The organism is Janthinobacterium sp. AD80 (genome assembly GCF_002878455.1).
Classification (GTDB): Bacteria; Pseudomonadota; Gammaproteobacteria; order Burkholderiales; family Burkholderiaceae_D; genus Janthinobacterium.
The window spans coordinates 19,790-46,789 of the sequence record NZ_NRDQ01000028.1 but is presented as its reverse complement, the minus strand read 5'-3'; the positions used below and the strand labels follow the sequence as shown (position 1 = coordinate 46,789).

Below are 27,000 nucleotides of genomic sequence, written 5' to 3'. Positions count from 1 at the left end.
CAGGCGCTGGCCAGCGCATCGATGACTTTGAATTTGCGCGCGCGCCGGCGTGCTGCGCCAGTTGCTGGACTGGCTGGCAAGCGATACGCCTGCCGAACTTTCCTGATTTTGGGCTAACGATGACCTTACACGAAGACAAACCGATCCTGCTGCTGGTCGACGATGAAGCGACGAATCTGCAGGTGCTGCGCCAGATCCTGCAGGACGATTACCGCCTGCTGTACGCCAAGGATGGCGAGAAGGCGCTGGAACTGGCGCAGAACAATCCCGTCGAGCTGATCCTGCTTGACATCATGATGCCCGGCATGACGGGCTATGAAGTGTGCCGCCAGCTGAAAGCCTTGCCGGCCACCGCGTCCATCCCCGTCATTTTTGTGACGGCCCTGTGCGATGTGAAGGACGAGGCGGACGGCTTTGACGCCGGCGCCGTCGACTACATCACCAAGCCCGTCAGCCCGCCCATCGTGCGTGCCCGCGTGCGCACGCACTTGTCGCTGGTCGATGCCGAGGAATTGCGCCGCTCGCGCCTGCAGGTGATCCAGACCCTGGGCCAGGCGGCCGAATACAAGGACAACGAGACGGGCATGCACGTCATCCGCATGAGCTATTACGCGCGCCAGCTGGCCTTGGCGGCCGGCTACAGCGCGGCCCAGGCGGAAGATTTGCTGAATGCGGCGCCCATGCACGACGTGGGCAAGATCGGCATCCCCGACGCCATCCTGCAAAAGCCGGGCAAGCTCGATGCGGACGAATGGCAAGTCATGCGCAGCCATGCGCAAATCGGCGCGGCCATCATCGGCGAGCACGCGGGGGGCCTGCTGAAAATGGCCCGCACCATCGCCCTGACGCACCACGAAAAATGGGATGGCAGCGGCTATCCGCAAGGCTTGAAGGGAGAAGAGATTCCCCACGAAGGCCGCATCGTCGCCATCGCGGACGTCTTCGACGCCCTGACCAGCGAACGCCCGTACAAGCCCGCCTGGACGGTGGCAGATGCGATTGCCACCATGCAGCGCGACAGTGGCACGCATTTCGATCCGCAACTGCTGGCATTGTTCATCGAACAGCTGCCGGCCATGCTGGAGATCAAGGACAAGTGGCGCGAGCCGGTGTGAGGCTGTGTCGGTAGCCTGGCAGGTCGGCTTGGCGGGGCAAAGCCCTGCGTAATCCGACAACGTTGTTGGCGCTGCCCACAGTGAAGCTAACAATGTTGTCGGATTACGGCTTCGCCTAATCCGACCTGCGGCTGCCAGCCCAACCATGGGCACCAGTCGGGTAGGTCGGCTTAGCGCGGAGCGCGTAAGCCGACATCACCATGGGCGTGGCCAATAATGTTGTCGGATTACCGCTTGCGGCCTCGGCCATGCTGGAGATCAAGGACAAGTGGCGCGAGCCGGTGTGAGGCTGTGTTGGTAGCCTGGCAGGTCGGCTTGGCGGGGCAAAGCCCCGCGTAATCCGACAACGTTGTTGGCGCTGCCCACAGTGAAGCTAACAATGTTGTCGGATTACGGCTTCGCCTAATCCGACCTACGCCCGCTCATGGCAATGTGTCGGGCTGGCGTAAAATCCGCCGTATCTCCAGGATCGCCTGCGGGCTTTCCTGCACGCTGTGCCACGACGGGATGACTTTTTCCGACAGGGCACCGTCGAGGTGGGCGCTGGCGTAGGGCACCACGCCGTCGCTCGATTCGGCCAGCGGCAGGTCCGGCGTGTCGTTGCCCATGATGGAGTGGTAGCGCACTTTCGGGCTGATGGGCAGGTCGGCCACCAGGCGCACGAACGGGTCCTTGTCGCTGAGGTTATCGATGCTGTTGGGGATGCGCAGCGGCTCGCTGCTGCCCGTGTCGAGCTGCGCCAGGCTGCCGGCCGCGTCGGACAGCTGGTCGAGCATGTTGATGGGCAGTGTGATCAGGTTGGCGATCCAGCGCGCCACCTTGTGGTTGGCGAACGAGGTGCCGCGGTGCGGCGCGGCGATGAAGATGGCGCGGTTCACCTGCGGCATGGCCGTGAAATTCAGGTAGGGCGCCAGGCCGGCGCGCACTTTTTCCGCCTTCTTGCCCTTCAAATTGTATTCTTCCGTGATGGCGTCGAGCAGCGTGGTATTGGCGTCCGAGACCATCAGGCGCGCCAGCACGCCGCCCATGCTGTGGCCGATCAAGACCATGTCGTTCGCGGCCGCCGCCTTGGCCGACGGGTCGAACTGCGCCAACGTCGCCTGCAGCGCCTGGCGGATGGCCGCGTTATTCGCCGCCAGCGGGGCGTTGCTGGGGTAGTACACCTGCCAGATCTGGTAGCGGCGGCGCAGCTGTTCGTCGCCCATCAGTTCATTTGCCACGTTGATCCACGCTTCCGGACTGCTGGCCAGGCCGTGCAGCATGACGATGGTGCGCTTGGCCGGATCATACGGCTGCATCAGGTGTACCTGCGGGCGCGAGATGCCGTCGGCGCGGCCAAACAGCGTGCGCAGTGCCTGCACGCCAAAGCCGGAACGGGCCAGCCACAGGCCATAGCCGGCCGTGAAGTTGGCCGCCACGGGCAGGTCCTGGCCGGCCAGGCGCGCCGTTTCGCTGCGTGTCGGGTCGACCAGCATCACCAGCAGCTGCTGCGTGGCCAGTACCTCCTGCAGGCTGCTGCCTTCAAAGCGGATCAGTGCCGTGACGACGGGGAAGCGGGTTTCCTGGTACGGCACATAACCGTCTGCCGATTTGCGGGGCTTGGGCATGACGGCCACCAGGTCGGCGCCGAAGCCGTCGCGCCGGTACACATTGCGCACGCCGGAAAACGACAGCGAGGTGGCCGGCAGCAGTTCGTCCGGCAGGGTGCCGTCCGCGGGCAGGCGCAGCGCCGACAATTCGCTGTCGATTTCCCAGCCGGCGACGCGGATCACGTGGCCGTCGGGGCGGTATTCGCCACGGTGGCGGAACAGGTTGCCGACGGCTTTCTGCACGGCGTAGTTGTAATAGTCGCGGATTTGCGTCTGGCGTTCCTCGAACGCGCGCTGGCCCGGCGTGCGTGCCGTGTAGAACAGGTAGGCATACGCGTAGCGGGCCGATTCGAGCCAGGCGGCTAGCAGCTCGGCGCTGGCGTGGCCACCCTGTTTTTCCTCGGCCAGGGCGCTTTCCAGCCACAGCTCGGATAGGGTCGCCAGGCGCTGCTCGTCGCTGAGCAGTTCTGAGCGGGCCAGGTCGGCGCGGCAGCTGCCCGTGTTGGCTTCGCAGGCGGCGATGTCGCTGCCGATGATGCGCAGCACTTCGCTGGCCGCGGCACTTAATTTTCCCGTCGTGAGGATATCGCCGCGGCGCTGCTGCAGGTAGTCGGCCGGCGAGATGGCGCTGACGGTGACGGCGGCGCAGCCGCTCAGCAGCGCCGCAGCACACAGCAGGGCGCACAGGCGCAGGCGCCGCATCGGCATCAGCATGGTGGTGGCGCGCCTCAGAAGGAGTAGACCAGGGTCAGCGAGGTCTGTGTATCCGTATTCTTTTTATCGTCCGGCACGCGCGTGTCGTTGCGCGCGCTGAAGGCGGCCTTCATCTGCATGGTGCCGTTGATCTTGGTGCTGAGCGCTGTTTCGGCGATCGAGTGGGTGTTCGAGGTGCCGCGTTCCACGCTGACCGTCTGCGTAAACATCGCCGACTGGCTGATCTTCCATTTCATGGCGGCCGCGCCGCGCACCGTCAGGCCGTGTTCCGATTCGCCCGCATCGTTGGTGCCGCTGAAATAGCCTGGACCGATTTCCACGTCGACGCTCTTGTCGCTCGACTGGTACCAGCGCGAGCCGTGACCGACGGCCAGGGTCGAGTACTTGGTGTAGGCGCCGAACTTGTCGTTCACGTGCGAAGCGAGCACGAACAGTTTTTCATTGTCGGACATCAGCTTGTAGGCGGCCTTGGCGGAGGCGGAAAAGCGTTCGGCCGAGCGTTCGCGGATCTTCGTGCCATCGTCGTTTGTCGTCTCGTCTTCCTTGAAGTAGCCGCTGAAGATGTACTGGTTGCTCCAGTCATCGAGTTCCTGGCGCGCGTCGATCTTGCCGGTGACGGAGGTGCCGACCGTATTGCCCGAGGTGGTGATGGCGCCCAGTTCGGCGGAGGTGCTCCAGCTGCCGATGGGGATTTCATCGAACAGCAGGCTTTGCTTGGTATCTTTGGCAGCGGCGCCGCCGCAGGTGATGGCCATGGCCAGCGCCAGTGCGAGAGAGTGGGTCGATTTCATGGCTGTATGCTTGTCTGTGGCGCGCGCCGGGCGTGCCTGCTGTTCGTTAGTCGCGTGTAGTGGCAGTGGTGTCGATGCCGGCCGCAGCGTGCCGGAAAGCGCTGGGAATGCGCGCGGGTGCGCGGCCAATCATCATTGTCGAGGCCGTATTGTACCCGACCCTGCCATCGTTCGCCGCACGCGCTCGCGCGCAGGAATGCTGCCGGAGCGGGCGCAATCTTGCCAGCCTGGCATGTCCGCGCGCCGCCCCTGCGAACTGCCTGGCAAATGCGCTCTTGCCTGTGCCGGGCCGCGGAACTGGCAAGTGTCGCGCGCCTGGCGTATGCTGCGCATATTTGCCGCCCCGATTTGTAAAGGAACCACCGTGCGCTGCCTGGTCATCGAAGACGAAGCCGAAACTTCCCGCTATATTTGTGCCGGCCTGCGCGAGGCGGGCCACGACGTGACGGCCTGCGACAATGGCATCGACGGCATGCGCCTGGCCTGCGGCGAAGACTGGGACGCGCTGGTGCTCGACCGCCTGCTGCCGGGCGAGATCGACGGCCTGGCCATCGTCGCGCGCCTGCGCGGCATGGGCCGCAATACGCCGGTGCTGGTGCTGTCGGCCCTGTCCAGCGTCGACGAGCGCGTGCGCGGCCTGCGCAGCGGCGGCGACGATTATCTGTCGAAACCTTTCGCCATCGCCGAACTGCTGGCGCGCATCGAGGCGCTGCTGCGGCGCGCGGCGCCCGTGCCCGAATCGACGCAGCTGCAGGTGGCCGACTTGGTGCTCGACATGCGCACCATGCGCGTGACGCGCGCGAACCGGCAGATCGCGCTGCAGCCGCGCGAGTTCCGCCTGCTCGAATACCTGATGCGCCACCAGGGCCAGTCCGTCACCCGCGCCATGCTGCTCGAAGCCGTGTGGGACTACCATTTCGACCCGCAGACCAATGTCATCGACGTGCAGGTGAGCCGCTTGCGCACCAAGGTAGACAAGGAATTTTCGCCGCCCTTGATCCACACCGTGCGCGGCGTCGGCTACACCCTGGGCGTGCTTGACGGTGCGTAGCCTGCACCGCTCGATCGCGGCGCGCCTGGCCCTCGGCTACGGCGTGCTGGTGGTCGTCTCGATCAGCATCGTCTGCGCCGTCTTCTATTTTGGCACCATCGGCGTGCTCGATCGCAGCGTGGACCGCAAGCTGACCTTGCTCTCCGAGCGCCTGGCCGCCCTGTACCAGCCGGACGACGCCAGCCGCACGATGGCGGAAATCGCCCATCTGCTGACCGACCGCACCGACAGCGACACGGAGATCTTCCTGCTGACGGACGCCGATGGACGGCGCGTGGCCGGCAACCTGTCGTCCTGGCCCGACGCGGACAGTCCCGTGGGCCATCTGCTGCACCGCGACGTGACGCGCGAAGGGCGGCGCGTGCCTGCACGCCTGCTGATCCGCGACCTCGAGGGCGGCGCGCGCCTGTTCGTCGGGCGCGACATGGAGGAGGGCAAGTCGATCCGCGCCCTGGTGCTGCGCTCGCTGGCGTATGGCGGCGGCGTGGCCATCCTGCTGGTGGTGGCAGGCGCCTGGCTGTTCCGCCGCCAGCTCGAAGCGCGCATCGGGCAGATCCGCCGCACGGCGGGCGAGATCGAGGCGGGGGACCTGAGCCGGCGCATTCCCGTCGCCAGCGAAGATGAATTCGGCTTGCTGAGCCGCGACATCAACCGCATGCTCGACCGCATCGAACACCTGATGGAAGGCGTGCGCCATGTGTCGAACGCCATCGCCCACGATTTGCGCACGCCGCTGGGACGCATCCGCAACAAGCTCGATGGCGCCTTGCGCCAGGAGCGCACGCTGGCCGGCCATGCAAGCGCGGCGCAGGCGGCCATCGACGATATCGACGACCTGACGCGCGTGTTCGACAAGCTGCTGCAGATCGCGGCGGCCGAATCGGGCATGCGTCCCGAGAATTTCAGCGACATCGACCTGCAGCAGATCGGTGCCGACATCGTGGAAATGTATGAGGCCACGGCCGATGAACGGGGCGTGCTGCTGGTGCAGATGTATGGCGAGGGCGTGCCGGCGCGCGGCGACCGCAACTTGCTGGGCAGCGCGCTGGCCAGCCTGGTCGACAACGCCATCAAGTACGCGGGGCAGGGCGCCACGGTGGAAGTGTCGGCCGGCAGCGATGCCGATGGCCGCTGGCTGGCCGTGCGCGACAACGGCCCCGGCGTGCCGGGCGGCGAATTGCCGAAGCTGACGCAGCGCTTTTACCGGCTCGACAAGAGCCGCCATCTGCCCGGCAATGGCCTGGGCCTGTCCATCGTCGCCGCCATTGCCACGCTGCATGGCGGCAAGCTGCAGATCGAGGATGCGGCGCCGGGCTTGCGCGTACGGCTGCGCTTGCGCCGCTAGCTCGCGCCATTTCCCTCCTGCAAACGCTTCCTGCCGGTGTTGTCGCCGGCAGCAGCACGCCTGTGTTTGCCGGTATTTTCTTGTACTTGCCAGCTTGTCAAAAAATTAAATCACAGAAATTATAAAAAAGACATTACAATGCATTTTTGGCACTGTTTCGACCTGTGCCGGATGCGTGTCCTTCATTGCCATGCGTCCGTTGCCAGGCGCTTCATTGCTGCCGTTCTCTTTCACCAGGCAGGGACGTCACATGCTTGCAGCAGGCAATACAGGTCATAGCACAGGTCAGGGCACAGGCCAGGGCACAGGTCAGGGCGCGGCCAGCACGCGCATCGTGTCGCTCGACGGCTTGCGCGGCATCGCCGCCATTGCAGTGGTGGTCTACCACCTGCCCGGACTGTTTGGTTTTGCCATTCCGCACGCCGACCTGGCCGTCGATTTTTTTCTTCCTGCTGTCGGGCTGGGTCATGGCCTACAGCTATGAGGCACGCATCGGCCAGGGCATGCCGGCGCCGGCCTTCATCCTGCAGCGCATGGCCCGCCTGTACCCCTTGTATATCGTTTGTCTGGCGCTGGCTTTCCTGGTCTTCCTGTCGAAAATGTGGTTCGGCAAGGGTGACGGCATCGCCGAATTGCGCTGCGTCGTGCCCAATGCGCTGATGCTGCCATGCCTGTTCAACGATGGCTTGGGCTTTCCCCTGAATCAACCGGGCTGGACAATTTTTGTCGAGGTCGTCCTGAACGTGCTGTGGTACTGCGCCGTGCGTCAGGGCTTGCGCAGCCTGGGTTGGAAAATGGCCATCCACCTGCTCTCGTGCATTTGCCTGTGGAGCATGGCGATCAGCATGGACCGCTACCTGCATGGGTTTAACAACAGCGATTTACTGGAGGGCATGCTGCGCGGCGTGCTGGGCTTTTCTGGCGGCTTGCTGCTGTTCCAGTGTAGGCAGGATGCGCGCATCCTGCTGTACTTTGCCGCGCTGACCGCCCTGGCCCTGGCCGCCATCGGCCTGCATGGCTGCGCGGACAGGGTAGCGCCGCTGGCGTTCACCGTCATGGGCGTGCTGCCGATGCTGATCTGGCTGTTTGCGCGCTGGCGGCCGGCCCTGTTAGAGGGCCGCGTGTCGGCTTTCCTGGGCGATATTTCGTATGCCGTCTACCTGCTGCACATCCCGCTGTCGCTGCTGCTGCAAAAGCCGCTGCGCCTGGCATTTCCCGGTACCGATTTGCTGTCCGTGCTGCTCAAGGCGGGCGTGTTCGGCTTCGTGCTGATCATCGCCAGCAGCCTCAGCTACCGTCTGCTGGAAGTGCCGGCGCGGCGCTGGCTGGTGCAGCGCTACGGCCGGCGGCCCGTGGTCCTGGGGCAGGTCACCCCCACGTAAATGCCCGGCGCCCGCCCGCTTGCCGGCACATTACCAACTTGTAACCCCCTTCCTCGAGACCCCACCCTATCATCCGCTCTACCCGTCGCAGAGCGGCTGCATGCGTGCAGCCGCCTGCGCCGGGCAGTCCGCGGCCACGGTCGCGTCTTGTTTGCCAGATCCGTCCCAGAGCCGTTCGCATGCCTACTTTTACCGTCACCGGGGAACCCGCAGCGCTGCCGCAGCCGCCTTCGCGCCAGCATGGCCACCGTCTCAAGGCCGCGCTGGGCGCGCTGGTCTTTCCCGTGCAGCGCGCGCGCTGGCAGGCCTTCATCGCCGCCACGCCGGGCCTGGCGGCGCTGGCGCAAGACCATCCCAGCCTGCTGTATAAAATCTACCGGCCCTACGCGAACCGCCGCCTTGGGTGCGCGGCCAGGGTGGACCTGCTGCGCGGGCATTACCGCTTCCTGTGGCAGGCGGGTGCGCGGCCGCTGGTGGAGTACGTGGCGCGCCGCGCCCTGGTGCTGGCCAGCGTCGAGGGCAAGGATGGCGCCACGTACCGCCTGCAGCTGACGGCCATCCACGACAGCCACCGCGAAGGCGAACTGTGTTTGCGCCTGACGCGCGACGGCGTGCCGCTGTACCTGGCCAGCTTCCTGTTCCGCTCGCAGCCTGGCCAGCCTGGCGGCGTGGCCATTGCGCTGGGCGCGCTGCAGGGCTTGCGTTCGCCCGCCGGCGCGCAGGCCGTGCGCGATGCCACGCGGGCGCTGCACGGCTGCCGGCCGAAAAACCTGATGGTGGCCGCCTTGCGCGACCTCGGCGATTTTTTTGGCTGCGACCACCTTGGCCTGGTCAGCAATGCCAACCGCATCGCGCTGAACTGGCGCCGGCGCCGCCACATCTCCTGCGATTACGACCAGGCGTGGCAGGAGCTGCACGCGCTGCCGACCAGCGACGGCAATTACCGGCTGCCGTGCGGGCCATGCCGCATGCCGGATCTGCAGCTGCTGCCATCGAAGAAACGCGCCGATGCGCGTCGCCGCGGCGCCATGCTGGTGCAGCTGGCGGCCGACATGCGGCGGCAACTGTCTGCCTTGCTGAACCAGCCGGCGGTCGCGCCGCATGGCCATCGGGCGCCGCTGCGGGCCGGCGTTTCTTGACCTGGGCAGCTTTTTTGCCGGGCGGCCCGGCGCAAGCGCCTTGATCGGCGTATACTTGCGGGCGTCCTTAACCTGAAGCCAGTTACCATGCCAGCACAATTCCCCACTTCGCGCATGCGCCGCCTGCGCGCGACCCCGCAACTGCGCGAGCTGTTCCGCGAGACCGAGATCAACCCGCGCGACCTGGTCCTGCCGATCTTTGTCGACGAAGGCGCCAGCGATTTCATCGACATCACCTCCATGCCCGGCGTGCGCCGCATTCCCGAAGCGAAGCTGGCACAGGAAGTGGAACGCTATGCGCGCGCCGGCCTGCGTTCCGTCATGACCTTCGGCATTTCGCACCACAAGGATAGCCACGGCACGGACACCCTGAACCCGGACGGCCTGGTGGCGCGCATGTCGCGCATCATCAAGGACGCCGTGCCGGAAATGGTGGTCATGTCCGACACCTGCTTCTGCGAATACACGGACCACGGCCATTGCGGCATCCTGCATGGCGACACGGTCGACAATGACAGCACGGTGCTGAACCTGGGCAAGCAGGCCGTCATCGCGGCACAGGCGGGCGCCGACATCATCGCCCCGTCGGCCGCCATGGATGGCCAGGTGGCGGCCATCCGCAGCGCGCTCGACGCGGCCGGTTTCCAGGACACGCCCGTGATGGCGTATTCGACCAAGTTCGCTTCCGGCCTGTATGGCCCGTTCCGCGACGCCGCCGGCAGCACCCTGAAGGGCGACCGCAAGACCTACCAGATGGACCCGATGAACCGCCGCGAAGCGATCCGCGAATCGTTGATCGACGAAGCCGAAGGCGCCGACGCGCTGATGGTCAAGCCGGCCGGCGCCTACCTGGACATCATCCGCGACCTGCGCGAAGTGACGCGCTTGCCGATCGGCGCCTACCAGGTCAGCGGCGAATACGCGATGATCAAGTTCGCCGCGCAAGCCGGCGCCATCGACGAGCGCCGCGTGGTGCAGGAAACCCTGGGCGCCATCAAGCGCGCGGGCGCGGACATGATCTTTACGTATTTTGCGATGGATGTGCTGAATAATCCGTATTAAGTTTCTGCCGGTGGCGTAGCTTTAGTGTCAATCTTTACCCCAGAAGCAAATTCTGGGGTCGGACCCTCAGGGTCCGACCCCGGTACTCGCATTTGGGTTTATTCAGCCCTCATCATGCCCCTGAAAATCTCCCGCATCCTGCACGCCGGCTATGTCTTCGAATGCGAAGGCACGGCCATCGCCTTTGATCCCATCGTTGAAAATCCGTTCAGCCGCAACTGCCACGCGTTTCCGGCCGTGCGTTTCGACCTCGATGCCGTGCGCCGGCTGGGCTGGGATGCCGTCTTCATCTCGCACTTCCACGACGACCACTGCTCGCTCGACAGCCTTGATGTGCTGGACCGCGCCACGCCGATCTATCTGTACTGCGTCTTCGACGAACTGTTCGCGATGCTGCGCGCGCTGGGGTTTACGCAGGTGCAGCGGCTGCATGTCGACGTGCCGGTGCGCGTGGGCGCCATCGAGGTGACGCCGCGCCGGGCGCTCGATGACGATGTCGACTCGCTGTTCCAGGTGCGCGCGGCGGGCATGCATGTGCTTAACGTGGTCGATTCCTGGATCGGCCCCGAGACCCTGGAGCAGCTGGCCGCCCTGGGACCGTGGGACATGGTGTTGTGGCCATTCCAGACCATGCGCGAGGTCGCCGTCATCGCGCCGTCGCTGGCAACGCGCGGCCCGGTGGAATTGCCGGACGACTGGGTGCCGCAGCTGCGCGCGCTGGCACCCCGTTACCTCGTGCCCAGCTCCTGCCAGTTCGTGCAGGAAGACTGGTCCTGGTACAACCATGCGATGTTCCCGATCAGCTACCGGCGCTTTGCCGAGGAAATCGGCAAGGCCATGCCCGAGGCGCACATCTTCCGTCTCGATCCTGGCACGGCCGTGCTGCTCGATGCGCACGGCATCACGCCGGCCGCGCCGCTGCCATGGGTCATTCCCGTGGGGCCGCAGGATGTCGATTTCGACTACCGGCCGGACGCGCCGCCGCCGGCCACGGCCGATATCGCCCGCCATTTCGCGCCCTTGAGCGAGGCCGACACGGCGCTGGTGCTGGACTTTTGCCGTCATGGCTTGCTCGAACGCTACCGCGCCATGGAGCTGCCAGACGACAGCTACTTCCAGCCACCGCGCCTGTGGCGCCTGGCCCTGTACGGCCACGACGGCGCGGCCACCGTCCTGCATTACCGCACGCATGGCGACTTGATCGACCTCGTGCCGGACACGGGCGAGGCGCCAGGATGGACCACCGAGGTGCCGCTGGTGAAATGCCATGCGGCGCTGGTGCTGGGCGAATCGCTGACGTCGATGTACATGCGCATCAACGATGGCGATTTCGACGCCGCCACGCGTGCCGAACTGGAAGAGGCCGACATCGTTGACGACCCGCTGATCCGCTGCCTGTTCAACGACGCCATCGGCGCCTACCAGGCGGCGCAGCTGCAGCGGCTTGTGGCCCGTCCTGAAGGAAATGGCGCGACGCGGTAAGATAGCTGCTTCTGAATCAAGGGGAAAGACACCATGGCACATGACAACGAGACCGCGATCCTGGCCGGCGGCTGCTTCTGGGGCGTGCAAGACCTGCTGCGCCGCTATCCGGGCGTGATCGCCACGCGCGTGGGCTACAGCGGCGGCGACGTGGCCAATGCCACCTACCGCAACCACGGCACGCATGCGGAAGCGATCGAGATCGTCTTCGACCCACAAACCATCAGCTACCGCAAGATCCTGGAATTTTTCTTCCAGATCCATGACCCGAGCACGGAAAACCGCCAGGGCAACGACCGCGGCACCAGCTACCGTTCGGCCATCTACTACACCAGCGACGCGCAGAAGCGCGTGGCCGAAGACACCATCCGCGATGTCGACGCTTCCGGCCTGTGGCCCGGCAAGGTGGTGACGGAAGTGGCGCCGGCCGGCCCGTTCTGGGAAGCGGAACCCGAGCACCAGGATTATCTGCAGCGCTTGCCGCACGGCTACACCTGCCATTACATCCGGCCGGACTGGGTCTTGCCGCAGCGCGCGCAATAAGGAGCAGGCATGCGTTACTGGCGCGTCGAACGGCGGCCTGCGGAAGGCCTGCTGGACTTCGGGCGTACCCTGGAGCTGATGGCCGCCATCGGCCATGCGGACGTGAATGCCGTCGCCGGGGCCATCCTGAAGACGGTCAGCACGGCCGCGCCCATTGCCCAGTGCACCATCTTTGCCTATGAATTCGGCAACCGCCCCCGCACGGTGGCCGTGGCCGACCGGCGCGGCGGACGTTTTTTGCAAGATATTGCCGAGAGCTACGCGCGTCACTACTATGCGCTCGATGGCAACCAGCGCGTGATCGCGCCGGTGCCGGGGCTGAAAATCGATCCCGCCATCGTCTTGCACCAGCAAGCGAGCGACGAAATCGACCATCCCGGCTACCGCGCCGCCTGCTATCAAAAACCGAATGTTTCGGACCGGCTATCGCTACTGGTGCAGCCGGCCGGCGATATCTGGCTGTCCGTCAATTTTTACCGCGATAGCAGCCAGGGCCAGTTCCAGCCCGGCGAGATCGCCGCCATTGAAACGCTGTCGCCGCTGTTTGCGCATGCCGTCAAGCACCACTACGGCTTGAAGGGGCAGGCGACGCAGGGCGTCGCGCCGATGATGCTGGCACGGCTGCGCCAGCATTGTCCCGCCCTGAGCAAGCGCGAACTCGATGTGCTGCGTTGCGTGCTCGAAGGACTCACCGCAGCCGAGATCGCCGACATCATGGGCGTGCAGCCATCGAGCGTGATTACCTATCAGAAGCGCGCGTACAAGCGCCTGGGCGTTTCCAGCCAGCGGCAGCTGTTTGCGCTGTGCATGGCGCCAGCACCGGCCTAGTTCCTTTGGCGTAGCGACGACTGCGCCTTTTTGACTGTTTTGCCCGCAAAATGTCCCCAAAATGGGGACAGCCGCCGGCACCGCCGTCTGCATACTGTGTTTCAAGCCGGGATCACCCGGCCGCTCTCACCCAATAAAAACAGCAAGGGGAGGGCGACACCCTATGGAGACCAGCATGACCATCGCCACCACTGCGCCCGTTCCCGACGCGGCCGCCTACCAACTGGAACAGCAGGTAATGCGCAAGGTATCGCGCCATCTGCTGGGATTTCTGTTCCTGCTGTTCGTGTTTTCCTTCCTGGACCGCATCAACATCGGCTTCGCCGGCCTGACCATGATGCAGGATCTGGGCCTGTCCGGCACCCAGTTCGGCTTTGCCACCACCCTGTTTTATATCGCCTACATCGCCTGCAGCATTCCCAGCAACATCGTGCTGGCGCGCATCGGCGCCCGCAAATGGATAGGCAGCATGATGATTGCCTGGGGCCTGGCCTCGACGGCGACCCTGTTCGCCAGCGGCCCGGCCAGCCTGTATGCGCTGCGCTTCCTGGTGGGCGTGACGGAGGCGGGTTTTCTGCCCGGCATGCTGCTGTACCTGACATACTGGTTTCCCAGCGCCTACCGCGCGCGCGCCAATGCCCTGTTCATGATCGCCATGCCCGTGACGGCCGCCATCGGTTCGGCCCTGTCGGGCCTGATCCTGGGTCTCGATGGCCACTGGGGCTTGAAAGGCTGGCAATGGCTGTTCCTGCTCGAAGGCATGCCGTCCGTATTCCTGGGCCTGGCCGTGTACGGCTACCTCGACGATTCTCCCAACAGGGCGAACTGGCTGAGCAAGCTGGAACAGCAGGTGCTGGCGCGCATGCTGGCCGCCGAGCACAAGCCGGCTGCGGCGCACGGCGCACCGCAGAAAAAGGTCTCTGTGCTGGCGGAAATGCTGTCTCCCACGGTATTGAAATTCGGCATCGCCTATTTTTGCCTGGTGAACACCCTGGCGATGGTGGCCGTGTGGACGCCGCTGATCGTGAAAAGTTTTAACAGCAATGCCAGCAACACGCAGATCGGCTTGCTGGCGGCCATCCCGCAAGTGTGCACCGTCATCGGCATGATCGTGTGGGGCCGCCGTTCGGACCGCCTGCAGGAGCGCCGCTGGCACATCGTCTGGCCCATGCTGCTGTCGGCCTTTGGCTGGCTGTTGACCGCGTATTCCGGCAATCCCGTGCTGCAGCTGCTGGGCGTGTGCATGGCCTCGACGGGCGCCTATACCGCCATGTCCGTTTTCTGGACCACGCCGGACCGCGCATTGAGCCTGGGCGCGCGCGCCATCGGCATCGCCGTCATCAATGCCACCGGCAATATCGGCTCGGCGCTGAACCCTGTCGTGGTAGGCTGGCTGAAGGATTTGACACACAGCTTTTCCACCGGCCTGCTGTATGCCAGCGTGCTGCTGGTGGCGGGCGCGGCCATCGTGCTGACCCTGCCCATCGCGCGCAGCGGCAAATAAGCTAGTCGAATATTGTCGAAAGGAACCATCATGAGCGCTACATTCCACCCTTATCCCCATGTGCCGAAGGTTTATCCGCCCGGCAAACCAGCCGGCGCCGCCACGCAGCACGTGCCCGTGCTGATAGTCGGCGGCGGCCCGGTGGGCCTGGCCACGGCCCTGGGCCTGGCCCGCCACGGCGTGCCTTCAGTGCTGATCGAAGCGGACGATGGCGTCTGCACGGGCAGCCGCGCCATCTGCATCTCGCGGCGCAGCCTGGAAATCATCGAACGCCTGGGCGCGCTTGACGGCTTCCTGGCAAAGGGCTTGCCGTGGGCAGGCGGACGCAGCTTTTACCGCGAAGAAGAAGTGCTGCATTTCAGCATGCCGCAGGACGCGAACCAGAAGCTGCCGCCGATGGTCAACCTGGCGCAATACCATATCGAGCAATTCCTGCTCGACGCGGCCGAACGCCAGTCCGGGCTGATCGATATCCGCTGGCAGACGCGCGTGACCGGCGTGGCGCAGCGCGCCGATGGCGCCACGGTCAGCCTGGCCACGCCGGAGCAGACCTACCAGATCGAGACGGACTGGCTGGTGGCGGCCGATGGCGGGCGCAGCGTGGTGCGCGAGGCGCTGGGCCTCAAACTGCAGGGCACCAGCTATGAAGGGCGCTATGTCATCGTCGACATCCACCTGAAGAGCGCGCGCCCGACGGAGCGCCTCGCGTATTTCGACCCGCCGTCGAATCCCGGCTCGACCGTGCTGGTGCACAAGCAGCCGGACGACATCTGGCGCGTCGATTACCAGCTGCGCGACGACGAGGATGCGCAGGCGGCCGTGCTGCTGGAAAACGTGGCGCCCCGCGTCGACAGCCTGCTGGCCATGATGGGGGAAACACAGCCGTGGCATCCCGTGTGGATCACCATCTACAAAGCCAACGCGCTGACCCTGGAGAAATACCGGCACGGCCGTGTGCTGTTCGCGGGCGACGCGGCCCATCTGGTCCCCATCTTTGGCGTGCGCGGGGCGAACTCGGGCATCGATGATGCGGACAACCTGGCCTGGAAGCTCGCGTATGTCGTCAAGGGCCAGGCGCCGCACGGCTTGCTGGACAGCTATTCCGACGAGCGCGTATTCGCTGCCCATGAAAACCTGCGCCACGGTGGCAAAAGCACGGAATTCATGGCGCCGCCCACGTTTGCCTTCGAGCTGATGCGCACAGCCGTGCTGGGCCTGGCGGGCAAGCATGCGCAGGTGCGCTCGCTGATCAACCCGCGCCAGACGAGCGCCATCGCGTATGCGCAGTCAGCCCTGAACGCGCCGGACGTGGACGCGTTTTCTGCCGGCCCCGCGCCGGGCACGGTCCTGCCCGAATGTCCGCTGGCGCTGTTGCAAGACGGCGTGCAGCAGGCGGGGTATATTACCGATTTGCTGAAACGCCCGGATGGCGATTTCACGGGCCTGTACTTCAGCGAGGACGGCGCCGTGCCAGCCGAACTGCTGGCGCTGGGCGATGCATTGCCACTGACGACCGTGGCGATCGCCGGCAGTGGAGCGCAAGAGGGCGCCTGGGACCACACGGCGCAGGTATTCTCGCTGTTTGATGCGCAGCCCGGCAGCTATTACCTGGTGCGCCCGGACGGGCACGTGCTGGCGCGCTGGCGGCAGGTGCAGGCGGGGCAGGTGGCGGCAGCGCTGGCTAAATCCGGGGTCAGTCCCTTCGGGATCGGGACATGCCCCATTGGGGTGTGCCCCCCCGGCGGGTCTGACCCCGGCACTTTGCGCAGCGGATTAATAAAAGTTATTAAGGAGGCAGCATGACCGACATCGAACTGGATAATTTGTACACCGAGCTGTGCCACACCATGGGCGGCCTGGGCGAGCAGCGTTCACCCCTGTTCCTGGCCCGCTTTGCCCTGCTGGCCATGGGCGCCATCGGCAAGGCTGACGTGGTGCAATGCTTGCTGCGCGACGCGGCCGACGGCCTGGCGGAGCGGGCATGATAGGCGCCGGCTACCAGAGCGGCTTCGGCAACGAATTTGCCACGGAAGCCGTGCCCGGCGCCTTGCCGCAGGGGCAGAATTCGCCGCAGCAGGCGCCGCTGGGCCTGTATGCGGAACAATTGTCGGGCACGGCCTTCACGGCGCCGCGCGCACAGAACCGCCGCTCGTGGCTGTACCGCATCCGTCCCGCCAGCCAGCATCCGCCATTCACGCTGGCCGACAACACGCGCATCGTCAGCGATTTCCATGCCATGCCGCCGACGCCGCCAAACCAGCTGCGCTGGAACCCGCTGCCGCTGCCCGACAGTGCCACGCCGGTCGACTTCATCGATGGCTGGCACACCATGGCGGGCAATGGCAGCGCGGAAGCGATGAGCGGCTGCGCCATCCACGTGTATGCCGCCAACCGTTCCATGCAGCGCTACTTTTACTCGGCCGATGGCGAACTGCTGGTGGTGCCGCAGGAGGGCAGGCTGGCGATCGCCACGGAACTGGGCTTGATCGAGCTGGAGCCGCAGGAAATCGCCGTGATCCCCCGCGGCGTGCGTTTCCGCGTGACCCTGCCCGATGGCGCGGCGCGCGGCTATGTGTGCGAAAACTTCGGCACGGCCTTTCGCCTGCCGGACATGGGCCCCATCGGCTCGAACGGCCTGGCCAACAGCCGCGACTTCCTCACGCCGCACGCGGCCTACGAGGATATCGACGGCGCATGCGAACTGCTGGCCAAGTTCGGCGGCCACCTGTGGCGCACGACCCTCGACCATTCGCCGCTGGACGTGGTGGCCTGGCATGGCAATTACGCGCCGTACAAATACGATCTGCGCTGCTTCAACACCATCGGCTCGATCAGCTACGACCATCCCGACCCGTCGATCTTCCTCGTGCTGCAGGCGCCCAGCGAAAATCCGCTGTTCGGCGCCATCGACTTCGCCATCTTCCCGCCGCGCTGGCTGGCGGCCGAGCACACGTTCAGGCCGCCCTGGTTCCACCGCAACGTGGCCAGCGAATTCATGGGACTGATCCACGGCGTGTACGACGCCAAGGCGGCCGGCTTCGTGCCGGGCGGCGCCAGCCTGCACAACTGCATGTCCGGCCACGGCCCCGATGCGCAGACGTTCGAGAAGGCATCGCACAGTGATACGGCCACGCCCGTGAAAGTGGGCGATACCATGGCCTTCATGTTCGAGACGCGCACCATCATCAAGCCCACGGCGTTCGCCATGAACAGCGGCCTGCTGCAACCGGATTACTTCGAGTGCTGGCAAGGCTTGCGCAAGCATTTCGATCCGCAGCAGTAATGGTTACGCGGCCCGTGCTCGCGCCAGCGTATGCGGGTTGGCGGGCCGCGCCAGTCCCAGGTGGCCGCGCAGGGTGCTGCTGGCATATTCGGTGCGGAACAGGCCGCGCCGCTGCAGTTCCGGCACCACCAGCCGCGTAAAGTCCTCGAAGCCTTGCGGCAGCAGCGGCGGCACGACATTGAAACCGTCGGCGCCCCGTTCCACGAACCACTGCTCCATCAGGTCGGCCACCGTCTTGACGGAGCCGATCGCTTGCAAATGGCCACGCGCGACCTGAAAGCGCAGCACCAGCTGGCGCAAAGTGAGATTGTCGCGGCGGGCCAGTTCCAGCTGCTGCTGGAAACGCCCCTTGCCGTTTTCTGCCGCCTGGTAGGGAAGGTCGGGCAGCGGCCCATCGAGCGGGTAGCCGGACAAATCGAAGCCGCCAAATTCCAGCTTGCTGAAGTCTACCAGCGTTTGCAGCTCGCCGAACTGGTCTTGCGCCTGCTGGTCCGATCCAGCCACCACCACCGATAGTCCCGGCGTGACCTTCAATTGCTCTTCGGCGCGGCCGTATTTGACCATGCGGCCCTTCACGTCCGTGTAATACGCCTGCGCCACGGGCAGCGAGGTGGCGGAGCAGTACACCATCTCGGCCAGCCGCGCGGCAAACTCGCGGCCCGTTTCGGAATTGCCCGCCTGGACCAGCACGGGGTGGCCCTGCACGGGGCGGGGCAAGTCCAGCAAGCCTTGCGAGGCGAAGTAATCTCCGCGGAAGTCCTGCGGATGGCCTGCTGCCGGCTGGTAGAACTGGCCATTGGCGCGGTCCGGCCGGTCGAAGGCGTCGTCGTCCCAGCTATCCCACAAGGCCTTGGACAAGGCGACGAACTCATCGGCGCGCGCATAGCGCTCCCCGTGGCTGCGTGCTTCACCGATACCGAAATTGCGCGCCGTGTGTTCGCCGAACGAGGATACGACGTTCCAGCCTGCGCGCCCGCCGCTCAGGTGGTCGAGCGAACTGAATTTGCGTGCCACGTGGTACGGGTGTTCGTAATTGGTGTTGACGGTGGCGATCAGGCCGATATGCCGGGTGACGGCGGCAATCGCCGACAGCAGGGTGAAGGGCTCGAAGGGCAGGCCGATGGCGGCGCGGCCTGTCTCGGGCGTGACGTCGCCGGCGCGGCCAATGAAGTCGGCGATGAAGAAACTGTCGAACTTGGCCGCCTCGGCCAGCTGGGCCGCGCGCAGCCACCAGGCCAGGTCGGGCCGCCCGCTGGCGCTGGCCGACGGATGGCGCCAGGCGGCCGGATGGTGGCCGTGGCGTTGTAAAAAAACATTCAGGACAAGCTGGCGTGCTGGCATGGCAGAAGCTCCGTGGTGGGTTGGCGACATGGCGTTTCCCTATTTATATGCAAGCTTCGGGCCAGCACTGGAGCGGGAGTGGAGCAGAAGCGGAGCCGCAGCCACATATGCAAAATCCGGATAAGCTAGCGCGGCACGATTCGTTCACGCCCGGAGATGGCGCGCGGTATAGTCGGCCCATGGAACTCTTAGCCCACAACTTCAGCAGCGATTTCGCGCGCAGCGCCCACCTTGCCCGTGGCGCCAGTGCCGGCGATGACGGCGCGCTGGTCGCCTTCCGTGACGCGCAGCAAATGAGCTTGCTGGTGCGCGCCACGGCCTTTGTCTTTGCCGACCCCCGCTCACGCCAGCTGCACGAGCTGATCGAACGCATCGCGCCCAGCGAGGCGACGGTGCTGATCACGGGTGAAACGGGGACTGGAAAAGAACTGATTGCGCGCCATGTGCACGGCTTGAGCGGGCGCGCCGAGCAGACCTTTGTGGCGATCAACTGCGGCGCATTTTCCGAAACCCTGGTCGAGAGCGAGTTGTTTGGCTATGAAAAAGGCGCTTTTACGGGCGCCCAGCAGGGCAAACCTGGCTGGTTCGAGACGGCCAGTGGCGGCACCCTGTTTCTCGATGAAATCGGCGACTTGCCGCTGGCGATGCAGGTCAAGCTGCTGCGCGTGCTGCAGGAGCGCGAAGTGGTGCGCCTGGGAGCGCGGCGCGCCATTCCCATCGACGTGCGCCTGATCGCTGCCACCAATGTGGACCTGGCCGAAGCTGTGCGTGCGGGGCGCTTCCGCGAAGACCTGTATTACCGGCTGCAGGTGATCGGCCTGCCGCTGCGCCCCCTGCGCGAACGTCCAGGCGACATCATGCCGCTGACGCGCCACTTCATGGCCATCTACGCGCAGCGATTGCACCTGGGCGAGGTGGAACTGGGGCCGGACGCGCAGCAAACCTTGCTGGCCTACCCCTGGCCGGGCAATATCCGCGAACTGGAAAATGTCATCCACCGCGCGCTGCTCGTGTGCCGCAGCGGCGAAGTGCGGGCCGATGATTTGAGCTTGTCGGGCTGGCAGCGCGCGCCGCTCTCGTCTGCTGTTGCCGTACCCGCTGCTGCCCCGGTGCCCGTACCGGACGCCTGGGCTGGCGGCGCCGACATCGCCTATGCCGCCCATGGCGCGGCGGTGCAGGACGATATGCTCGCCGCCGAGCGCTTCGCCCGCGCCTGGCAAGCCTTGCTCGACTCGGGTGAAGTCGTGGCATTCGAGGCCTTGCAGCAGGAACTGGTACGCGCCGCGTGGGAGCGCAACGAGCGTAACCAGGTGCGCACGGCCAAACACCTGAACGTCAGCCGCAACATCCTGCGCACCTTCCTGAAAAAGGCGGGCGCCATCGACTAGCCGCCCTTGCGCCTTGTGCAGCCGGACCCGCAGCGATGCGGGCTCCGGCTTTTTTATGCCTGCTGCGCGCGCAGCACGCTGCTGCCATGGGTGCAGCCAATTGCTGCCAAATCAACAGCGCAGGGTGCTGGCGGGCCTGCTGCGCATGGCATGTTTTCTGCGAGGAGAGAAGGGCAGATCGCTACGCACGATGCGCGGCGGCCTTTTTCTCGACCCACGACAGGAGTCCATGCATGACCATCGAATTCATTTGGCAATTGCCCACCGGCGGGGACGGCCGCTACGCGGCGCCCGGCATCACGCGCCGTGGCGAACGCGCTGCCGGCGCGCCCAGTCCCTTGCAGGCGGGCGTGAGCGACCCGCGCGGCGCGCGTCCGCCCTTCAATTATCTCGATTACCTGCACCAGATCGCCCGCGCGGCCGACCTTTCCGGCTTCGACGGCATCCAGATACGCCACGATACGCAGGGCGATGAAAGCTGGATCGTCGCCGGCTATCTGGCGCGCAGCACGCGGCATGTGAAACTGATCGCGGAATTCGATGCGGCCTGGGGCTCGGCCGTGTATGCGGCAAAGAACGCCGTCAGCTTTCAGCGCTTCACGGGCGGGCGCTTCGCCTGGCAGATCGGCCATGGCGGCGATGCGGCAGCGCGCCGGCGCCAGGGCGATGTGGCTCCGGACGCTGACATCTTGCCGCGCATCGATGAATTCATTACGGTGGCGCGCGGCGTGCAAGGTACTTCGCCGTTCAGTTTCAAGGGCAAGTTCTTCGAGGTGCAGGGCGGAGGCTTCAAGGGGCCGCTGGCGAACCACCCCGTCAACGGCATCTATCTGACGGGGGACAGCCAGGAGGCGCTGGCCCTGTCGGCGCGCCAGGCCGACGTGCATGTGTTCGACGCGGCGCCGCTGGCGGATCTGCAGCCTGTCATCGACAGTCTGCAAGCGCAGGCGCGCCAGCTGGGCCACGACGTGGCGGCGGGCTTGCGCATCGACGTGCTGGCCCGCGAAACCTTCGAGGAAGCCCTGCGCGATGCACGCCGCTACCGCAGCGGGGCAGGATTGCCCGACGATACGCCATTCGATGCCGGTGCCGCAGCCTTCTGGCCCGGCTTTGCGCAAGCGCAGACGGGTGCCCACGGCGCCCTGGTCGGCAGCTATGGGCAAGTCGCTGCGGCGCTGGAAGCGTATGCGCAGGCGGGTGTCTCCAGCTTCGTGCTGGCAGCCATCCCCCATTTTGAGGAAGCCTACCGCGTCGGCGAACACGTGCTGCCGCTGGTGCGGGCAGCGTTGAACACGCAACGACAAGCGGCCTGAATCCCCTAATTTGAAGGAGTACCACGACATGGCAATCGATTTTTTCTGGCGCATCCCCACGCATGGCGAACCGAGTTCGCACCGCGCTCGCACACCGTTTCGCGGCGACTGGTTTCCCGGCAATGACAACTTGCGCCAGGCCGGCCTCGGTGGCGGCGGCGCCGACGGTTTTAGCTATATCGACTACCTGGCGGAAATCGCCCGCGCCGCTGAACTATCGGGCTTCCAGGGCGGGTTGATACCGTCTTTCCCGATGACGGACGAACCGTGGGCCATCTCCGCGCTGCTGGCGCGCGAGACGCGCACCTTCCGCTTCATGATCCCGTTCCAGCCCGGCTTTTTGAACCCAGTGGTGGCCGCGCGCATGACGGCCAGCCTGCAGCGGGCCACGGGCGGCCGCGCCCTGTACAACGTGATCACGGGCGGCGGCGGCCCGGCGCAGCTGTGGTGGGGAGATTCGGCCGGCCACGACGACCGCTACACGCGCACCACGGAGTTTCTCGACGTGGTGCGCGGCGTGTGGCGCGGCGGGCCGTTTTCCTACCAGGGAAAGTTCTATCAGGTGGAAGACGCGGGCCTGGCCACACCGCTGTCGGAGCAGGATTTCCCCGAGATTTATTTTTCCGGCTCCTCCGACGCGGCCCTCGGTTCCGCCTCGAAGCATGCCGATTACTACCTGACGTGGCTGGAACCGTTCGAGCAGCTGCGCGAGAAATTCGCCCGCGTGCATGAAAAAACGGCGCTCTTGGGCCGCAAGATCAAGTGCGCCGTGCGCGTCGACATCGTAGCCCGCGCCACGGAAGAAGAAGCGTGGGATGAAGTGCGCAAGGGTTTTGACGCCGTGGACCCCGCTATCTTGCGCCAGTTCCTCGGCACCGATGGCGGCGACTCGGTGGGCGCGGCGCGCCAGCGGGGCAACCGTCCGACCACCTTGAACAGCTACAAGGACTTGATCACGGCGCCGAACATCTGGTCGGGCTTCAACCTGCTGCGCGGCGGCCAGACGCAGGGCATTGTCGGCAGCTACCAGCAGGTGGCCGAACGCCTGGACGAACTGGTGCAACTGGGCGCCGACGCCTTCATCCTGGCCAGCACGCCGCACCTGGAAGAAGCCTACCGCGTAGGCGAAGAAGTGCTGCCGCTGGTGCGCGGGCATACATCGGCGTTGTTGCGCGCCGCCTGAGCTTCACACCTGTTGCCGCGACAGCAGGACCACCGCCTGCTGTCGCGCAGGCAGCACGCGGCACTGCCGCTGCTGCCAAATCAACAGCACTATCAACATGATAGCCTTCCTTTAAAATCAAGCACTTATGTTCTCTTTTGCTGCGCTGCGGCAGCGGGCATGCGCCTTGCAATGTAAGTCATCACCATCTCGCGTTTTGACTTTACTCAAGGATAATTACCCATGCGCCGTTCGACTGCACCCGCCGCCTTCTTCCCATCTCCTCTTCATTTGACGCCAGTGCGCCGCGCGCTGCGCTCGGCCTTTGCCATCGGCGGCCTGCTGCTTGCCCCCGGTCTGGCTTGCGCCGAAACGCCTGCCGCCGATGCCGTAGCCACGGCCGACGCGAATGGCGGGGGCGAGGGTGCCGCATTGCAATCGGTGACGGTGACGGCGCAAAAGCGCGAGGAATCGGCACAGAAGGTGCCCAGCGCGATCACGGTATTGGGCGGCAAGGAGCTGCTCGACACGGGCATCGGCCGCTCGGCCAGCGAAATCCTCAATTACGTGCCGAACGCCTCGGCCGGCACGCAGCAGCATGGCCGTCCGCGCTGGTGGATACGCGGCGTCGGTGCGGGCCAGCAGCAGATCGACTTTCCGAATCCCGTCGGCTTTTACCTCGACGATGTCTACATCAGCAATTCCAGCGCCACGGGCTTTCCCCTGTTCGACCTGGACCGGGTGGAAGTGCTGCGCGGTCCGCAAGGCACTTTGTGGGGCAAGAACACGACGGGCGGCGCCATCAACGTCATTTCGCGCAAGCCTTCGTTCAAGTCCAGCGGCTACGCCAAGCTTGACTACGGCAGCTACGACACCAAGCTGGCCGAAGGCGCCATCGGCGGTGCGCTGGTCGACGAGGTGCTGGCGGGGCGCTTGTCCTTCCACACGGAGCAGCAGGACAAGGGCCGCTTTCACAATCAGTTTACGGGCGAGCGCGATGGAAAGCTCAAGGACAGCGCCATTCGCGGCCAGCTCAAGGCGCTGATTGGCCGCGACCTGACGGCCAATCTGAACCTGCATTACCGCGACTACACCACCAAAGGTGCCACCACCACGGTGGCCAGCTATGGCGCGAATGGCGTCTACCGCAACGGCTACATCCCCAGTACCAACCCGGATGATGTGAGCACGAACGCGCCGGCCGACAGCGACGTACAACAGGGCGGTGCGCAGCTGAACCTGGAATACGCACTGGGCGAGCTGACCCTGACGTCGATCACCGGCTATGAAAATTTCAGGAACGAAGCGACGGGTGACAGCGACAACACGCCGCTGGAAGTGGGGCGCAGCCGTTCCAAGGCAAGCAGCCGGCAAGTGTCGCAGGAACTGCGCCTGACGTCGCCGCAGAACGGCGCCGTGAGCTGGGTGGCCGGCCTGTTTTACTTCAATGAAAAGATCGATTCCGATTCGGCCGGCGCGCGCCTGCCCAACGGCACGGTGCCGGCGCTGGCGGGCAGCACGCAACCCGTCGGCTACAACCGCAGCATTTATCAGCACAAGGCGCGCAGCGCGGCCATCTTCGGCAGCACCACCGTCAACTTCAGCGAGCAGTTCCTGTCCACGTTCGGCCTGCGCTGGACGACGGAAACCAAGGACCTGGACTTGCGGCGCGTGCAGGCCGCATCGAACACGGTGACGTTCGGCGACCCGGCCAACTGGTGGAACACGGTCCAGGGCGGCAATTACACGGCCGCCTCGGTCGCCAACAACAACTTCACGTCTAAGCCGTCGACCACCTGGAATGCGCTGACCTATGATGTGACGCCGGAATACCGTTTCAGCCGCACCCTGCGCGGCTATCTGAAATACGCGCATGGCATCAAGTCGGGCGGCTACAACACCAGCGCGACGGACGTGCGGGCGCTCAATACGGTCAAGCCCGAAACCCTGAACTCCTTCGAAGCGGGCATCAAGTCGGAGTGGCTGGATGGGCGTTTGAATTTCAACGCCAACGTTTTTCACTATGATTACAAGAACGTGCAAGTCAATATCACGGGCGTGTACAACGGCGACCCCACGCAAAGCGTCAATTACCTGCAAAACGTGCGCAAGGCCCACGTGAATGGTGCGGAATTCGAGCTCGAGGCGCAGCCGACGGACAACCTGCACATCAACGCCAATATCGGCCTGCTGCGCACGGAATTCGACGATTTCGCCATCCAGAACAATGGCGGCGACCGCTCCGGCAATGAATTCGTGCGCTCGCCCCATGTGACAGCCCTGCTGGCGGCCGACTACCGCTACCCGCTGGGCAATGGCGCGCAGCTGGTCTTCAGCGGCGACGTGCGCTACACGTCGAAGCAGTTCTACTATGTCGACCCGCAAAGCGCCGCGCGCGACTTGCTGAACCAGGGCGGCTTCGCGCTGGCCAACGCGCGCCTGTCGTATGTGTTCGCGGGCGGCAAGCACCGGATCACGGCATATGCGAACAACCTGGCCGACAAGGTTTACCGCAACCACACCCTGACCAGCTTCGTGCCCGGTGCCGTGAATGGCGACACCGTCATCATCGGCCAGGGCCGCACGGTGGGGGCGTCGTACACGGTGCAGTTCTGATGGCGATTGACTGATGTGAAAAGGCCGGCGTACTCGCCGGCCATTGCGTTCTCCCGTAGGCCGGCTTGACGCAGCGGTAGGTCGGCTTAGCGCAGCGTAAGCCGACAACACCAAACTAGGCCGCTACCCGCAGCAGCGCCTCCAGCCGCCGCTGCGCCTCGGCCAAAGGCCGCCCGTCGATCCACGCATCGATATCCACGTCGTGGTCGAGAAAACCATGCTGCAGCTGGAAGTTCTTTTGCTGGCGGAACAGCGCCACTTTGTCCTCGGACAGGTCGGGCGCCAGGGCCAGATGAAAGCCGTCCCGATAAGCTTCGGCCACGGCATCGGCGCCGGCCCGCGTCTCGCCCTGCAGGATGGCCAGCACCTCGGCCTGGTGGCTGCGGGCCCAGTGCGCGGCGCGCAGGGTCTGCGTGAGAAAGCGCACGACCAGTTCGAAATGCTGTCCCAGCATGGATGCATGCACGGTGATCGGACGCGGCGTGCCGTTATTCACGCGGAAGCGCCGGTTGGGCAGGGCGTCAATGTCGATGCCCACTTGCAGCCCCGCCGCGCGGGCCGCCTCGGCCGCCGCCGCGCCTTTGACGTACACGGCATCGACTTCGCCGCGCAGCAGCGGCGCGATGCCTTGCCACAGGCCCGCGCCTAGCTTGGCGGATGCCTGGGCGTCGGCGCCCACTTCCACCAGCTGCACATCGTCGAGGGTGAGGCCGGCGGACGCCAGCACGCCCTTGTAGCCGGCCAGGCTCATGCCGCGCGCGATGCTGCGTCCGCGCCGGTTGTCGCGCAAATCCTCGGCGCGAAATGCAGGCAGTGCCAGGCGCTTGCCCTGCAGCTGCGCGGGCGTCGTGATGCCGGAACCGGGGCGCACGAGGATGGCTTGCCATTCGTCGATCCAGGTCAGGCCGATCAGCCGCGTCGGCGCTCCCTGCGCGCGGGCGGGCAGGGCCAGCAGGTTGCCGCCTTCGCGCACGAGCGTGGACAGGCCGTGGTCGTAATGATGGTGCGCCAGTTCACCGCCCACTTCCTGCAGGGTTTTCAGGGCGATGCCGTCGCGGGCGAATTCTTCGTCCAGCCAGCCCAGCTTGTATGCCAGGCCCGTGGCCGTGGGCACGGGGCAGCGGGTGAACCAGACGGTATCGACGGCGGGGGATGTTGCGGTGGTCATGGAATTCCTTGGTGGTGGGAGGAAGACCGAACGCTGCACGAAACATGCCTGATGCCGGGGTCTGGCCCGCCGGGTCAGACTGCGGACGCCGCGTGCTGGCTGGCCGACAGCGGGCGTCCGCAACACTGCTGCCACGCCAGCAGCCGCTGTTGCGCAGGCAGCAGCGCTCCAGCATTTCCCCGGT

General features: G+C 65.4%; 22 protein-coding genes. 18 read left to right on the top strand and 4 right to left on the bottom strand.

Annotated features, from left to right (window positions below; genetic code table 11):
• Positions 1-119 precede the first annotated feature (119 nt).
• Positions 120-1,115, top strand: a complete 996-nt coding sequence (locus JaAD80_RS07110) for an HD domain-containing phosphohydrolase (protein WP_102293536.1) — start codon at positions 120-122, stop codon at positions 1,113-1,115.
• A 422-nt stretch (positions 1,116-1,537) separates the two neighbouring features.
• Here JaAD80_RS07110 and JaAD80_RS07105 read toward each other — a convergent pair whose 3' ends face one another.
• Both JaAD80_RS07105 and JaAD80_RS07100 read right to left on the bottom strand, forming a co-directional pair.
• Positions 1,538-3,418 (bottom strand): triacylglycerol lipase, encoded by a 1,881-nt coding sequence (locus tag JaAD80_RS07105; protein WP_102293533.1) that lies wholly within the window; start codon positions 3,416-3,418, stop codon positions 1,538-1,540.
• A 14-nt stretch (positions 3,419-3,432) separates the two neighbouring features.
• Positions 3,433-4,209, bottom strand: coding sequence for a YdiY family protein (locus JaAD80_RS07100; RefSeq protein WP_102293532.1), 777 nt, complete (start codon positions 4,207-4,209; stop codon positions 3,433-3,435).
• 364 nt (positions 4,210-4,573) lie between these two features.
• On the opposite strand from JaAD80_RS07100, the gene JaAD80_RS07095 reads away from it, so the two are divergent.
• The 13 genes from JaAD80_RS07095 (at position 4,574) to hmgA (ending at position 17,828) form a co-directional block, all read left to right on the top strand.
• Entirely contained in the window at positions 4,574-5,260 is a 687-nt protein-coding gene (locus JaAD80_RS07095; RefSeq protein ID WP_071077124.1) for a winged helix-turn-helix domain-containing protein, read from the top strand.
• Entirely contained in the window at positions 5,253-6,605 is a 1,353-nt protein-coding gene (locus JaAD80_RS07090; RefSeq protein WP_102293531.1) for a cell wall metabolism sensor histidine kinase WalK, read from the top strand. Before JaAD80_RS07095 ends, JaAD80_RS07090 begins: the two co-directional genes overlap by 8 nt.
• A gap of 175 nt (positions 6,606-6,780) precedes the next feature.
• Entirely contained in the window at positions 6,781-7,089 is a 309-nt protein-coding gene (locus tag JaAD80_RS30160) for a hypothetical protein (protein WP_146012286.1), read from the top strand.
• A complete protein-coding gene (locus tag JaAD80_RS07085; protein ID WP_146012285.1) occupies positions 7,073-7,987 on the top strand; it encodes an acyltransferase in 915 nt (304 codons plus the stop codon). Before JaAD80_RS30160 ends, JaAD80_RS07085 begins: the two co-directional genes overlap by 17 nt.
• A gap of 179 nt (positions 7,988-8,166) precedes the next feature.
• Positions 8,167-9,126 (top strand): DUF535 family protein, encoded by a 960-nt coding sequence (locus JaAD80_RS07080; RefSeq protein ID WP_102293529.1) that lies wholly within the window; start codon positions 8,167-8,169, stop codon positions 9,124-9,126.
• Between the two features lie 87 nt (positions 9,127-9,213).
• On the top strand, positions 9,214-10,188 hold the full coding sequence (gene hemB / locus JaAD80_RS07075) for a porphobilinogen synthase (RefSeq protein ID WP_102293528.1): 975 nt from the start codon (positions 9,214-9,216) through the stop codon (positions 10,186-10,188).
• A 114-nt stretch (positions 10,189-10,302) separates the two neighbouring features.
• Positions 10,303-11,670: an MBL fold metallo-hydrolase gene (locus JaAD80_RS07070; protein WP_102293527.1), complete on the top strand. Its 1,368-nt coding sequence runs from the start codon at positions 10,303-10,305 to the stop codon at positions 11,668-11,670.
• Positions 11,671-11,703: 33 nt separating this feature from the next.
• Positions 11,704-12,213 carry a peptide-methionine (S)-S-oxide reductase MsrA gene (gene msrA, locus JaAD80_RS07065; RefSeq protein WP_102293526.1) on the top strand — a complete coding sequence of 170 codons (510 nt, stop codon included), beginning with the start codon at positions 11,704-11,706 and terminating at the stop codon, positions 12,211-12,213.
• A gap of 9 nt (positions 12,214-12,222) precedes the next feature.
• Complete coding sequence (locus JaAD80_RS07060; RefSeq protein ID WP_102293525.1) at positions 12,223-13,041, top strand: helix-turn-helix transcriptional regulator; 819 nt, start codon at positions 12,223-12,225, stop codon at positions 13,039-13,041.
• Between the two features lie 175 nt (positions 13,042-13,216).
• Positions 13,217-14,545 (top strand): MFS transporter, encoded by a 1,329-nt coding sequence (locus JaAD80_RS07055; RefSeq protein WP_258002847.1) that lies wholly within the window; start codon positions 13,217-13,219, stop codon positions 14,543-14,545.
• Between the two features lie 30 nt (positions 14,546-14,575).
• On the top strand, positions 14,576-16,348 hold the full coding sequence (locus JaAD80_RS07050) for an FAD-dependent oxidoreductase (protein ID WP_102293524.1): 1,773 nt from the start codon (positions 14,576-14,578) through the stop codon (positions 16,346-16,348).
• Complete coding sequence (locus tag JaAD80_RS07045; protein ID WP_102293523.1) at positions 16,345-16,530, top strand: hypothetical protein; 186 nt, start codon at positions 16,345-16,347, stop codon at positions 16,528-16,530. The genes JaAD80_RS07050 and JaAD80_RS07045 overlap by 4 nt, the downstream gene beginning before the upstream one ends.
• Positions 16,527-17,828, top strand: a complete 1,302-nt coding sequence (hmgA, locus tag JaAD80_RS07040) for a homogentisate 1,2-dioxygenase (protein ID WP_102293522.1) — start codon at positions 16,527-16,529, stop codon at positions 17,826-17,828. Before JaAD80_RS07045 ends, hmgA begins: the two co-directional genes overlap by 4 nt.
• Positions 17,829-17,831: 3 nt before the next feature.
• On the opposite strand, the gene JaAD80_RS07035 is transcribed toward hmgA, so the two are convergent.
• A complete protein-coding gene (locus JaAD80_RS07035) occupies positions 17,832-19,169 on the bottom strand; it encodes an LLM class flavin-dependent oxidoreductase (protein ID WP_102293521.1) in 1,338 nt (445 codons plus the stop codon).
• 179 nt (positions 19,170-19,348) lie between these two features.
• Here JaAD80_RS07035 and JaAD80_RS07030 point away from each other — a divergent pair, with 179 nt between their 5' ends.
• From JaAD80_RS07030 to JaAD80_RS07015, 4 genes are all read left to right on the top strand, one after another.
• A complete protein-coding gene (locus JaAD80_RS07030; RefSeq protein WP_102293520.1) occupies positions 19,349-20,557 on the top strand; it encodes a sigma-54-dependent Fis family transcriptional regulator in 1,209 nt (402 codons plus the stop codon).
• Between the two features lie 233 nt (positions 20,558-20,790).
• Positions 20,791-21,870: an LLM class flavin-dependent oxidoreductase gene (locus JaAD80_RS07025; protein ID WP_102293519.1), complete on the top strand. Its 1,080-nt coding sequence runs from the start codon at positions 20,791-20,793 to the stop codon at positions 21,868-21,870.
• A 28-nt stretch (positions 21,871-21,898) separates the two neighbouring features.
• Positions 21,899-23,053, top strand: a complete 1,155-nt coding sequence (locus JaAD80_RS07020; RefSeq protein ID WP_102293518.1) for an LLM class flavin-dependent oxidoreductase — start codon at positions 21,899-21,901, stop codon at positions 23,051-23,053.
• 222 nt (positions 23,054-23,275) lie between these two features.
• On the top strand, positions 23,276-25,648 hold the full coding sequence (locus tag JaAD80_RS07015; RefSeq protein WP_102293517.1) for a TonB-dependent receptor: 2,373 nt from the start codon (positions 23,276-23,278) through the stop codon (positions 25,646-25,648).
• A 115-nt stretch (positions 25,649-25,763) separates the two neighbouring features.
• Here the strand turns inward: JaAD80_RS07015 and JaAD80_RS07010 are convergent, their stop codons facing one another.
• On the bottom strand, positions 25,764-26,816 hold the full coding sequence (locus JaAD80_RS07010; RefSeq protein ID WP_102293516.1) for an ABC transporter substrate-binding protein: 1,053 nt from the start codon (positions 26,814-26,816) through the stop codon (positions 25,764-25,766).
• Between the last annotated feature and the right edge of the window lie 184 nt (positions 26,817-27,000).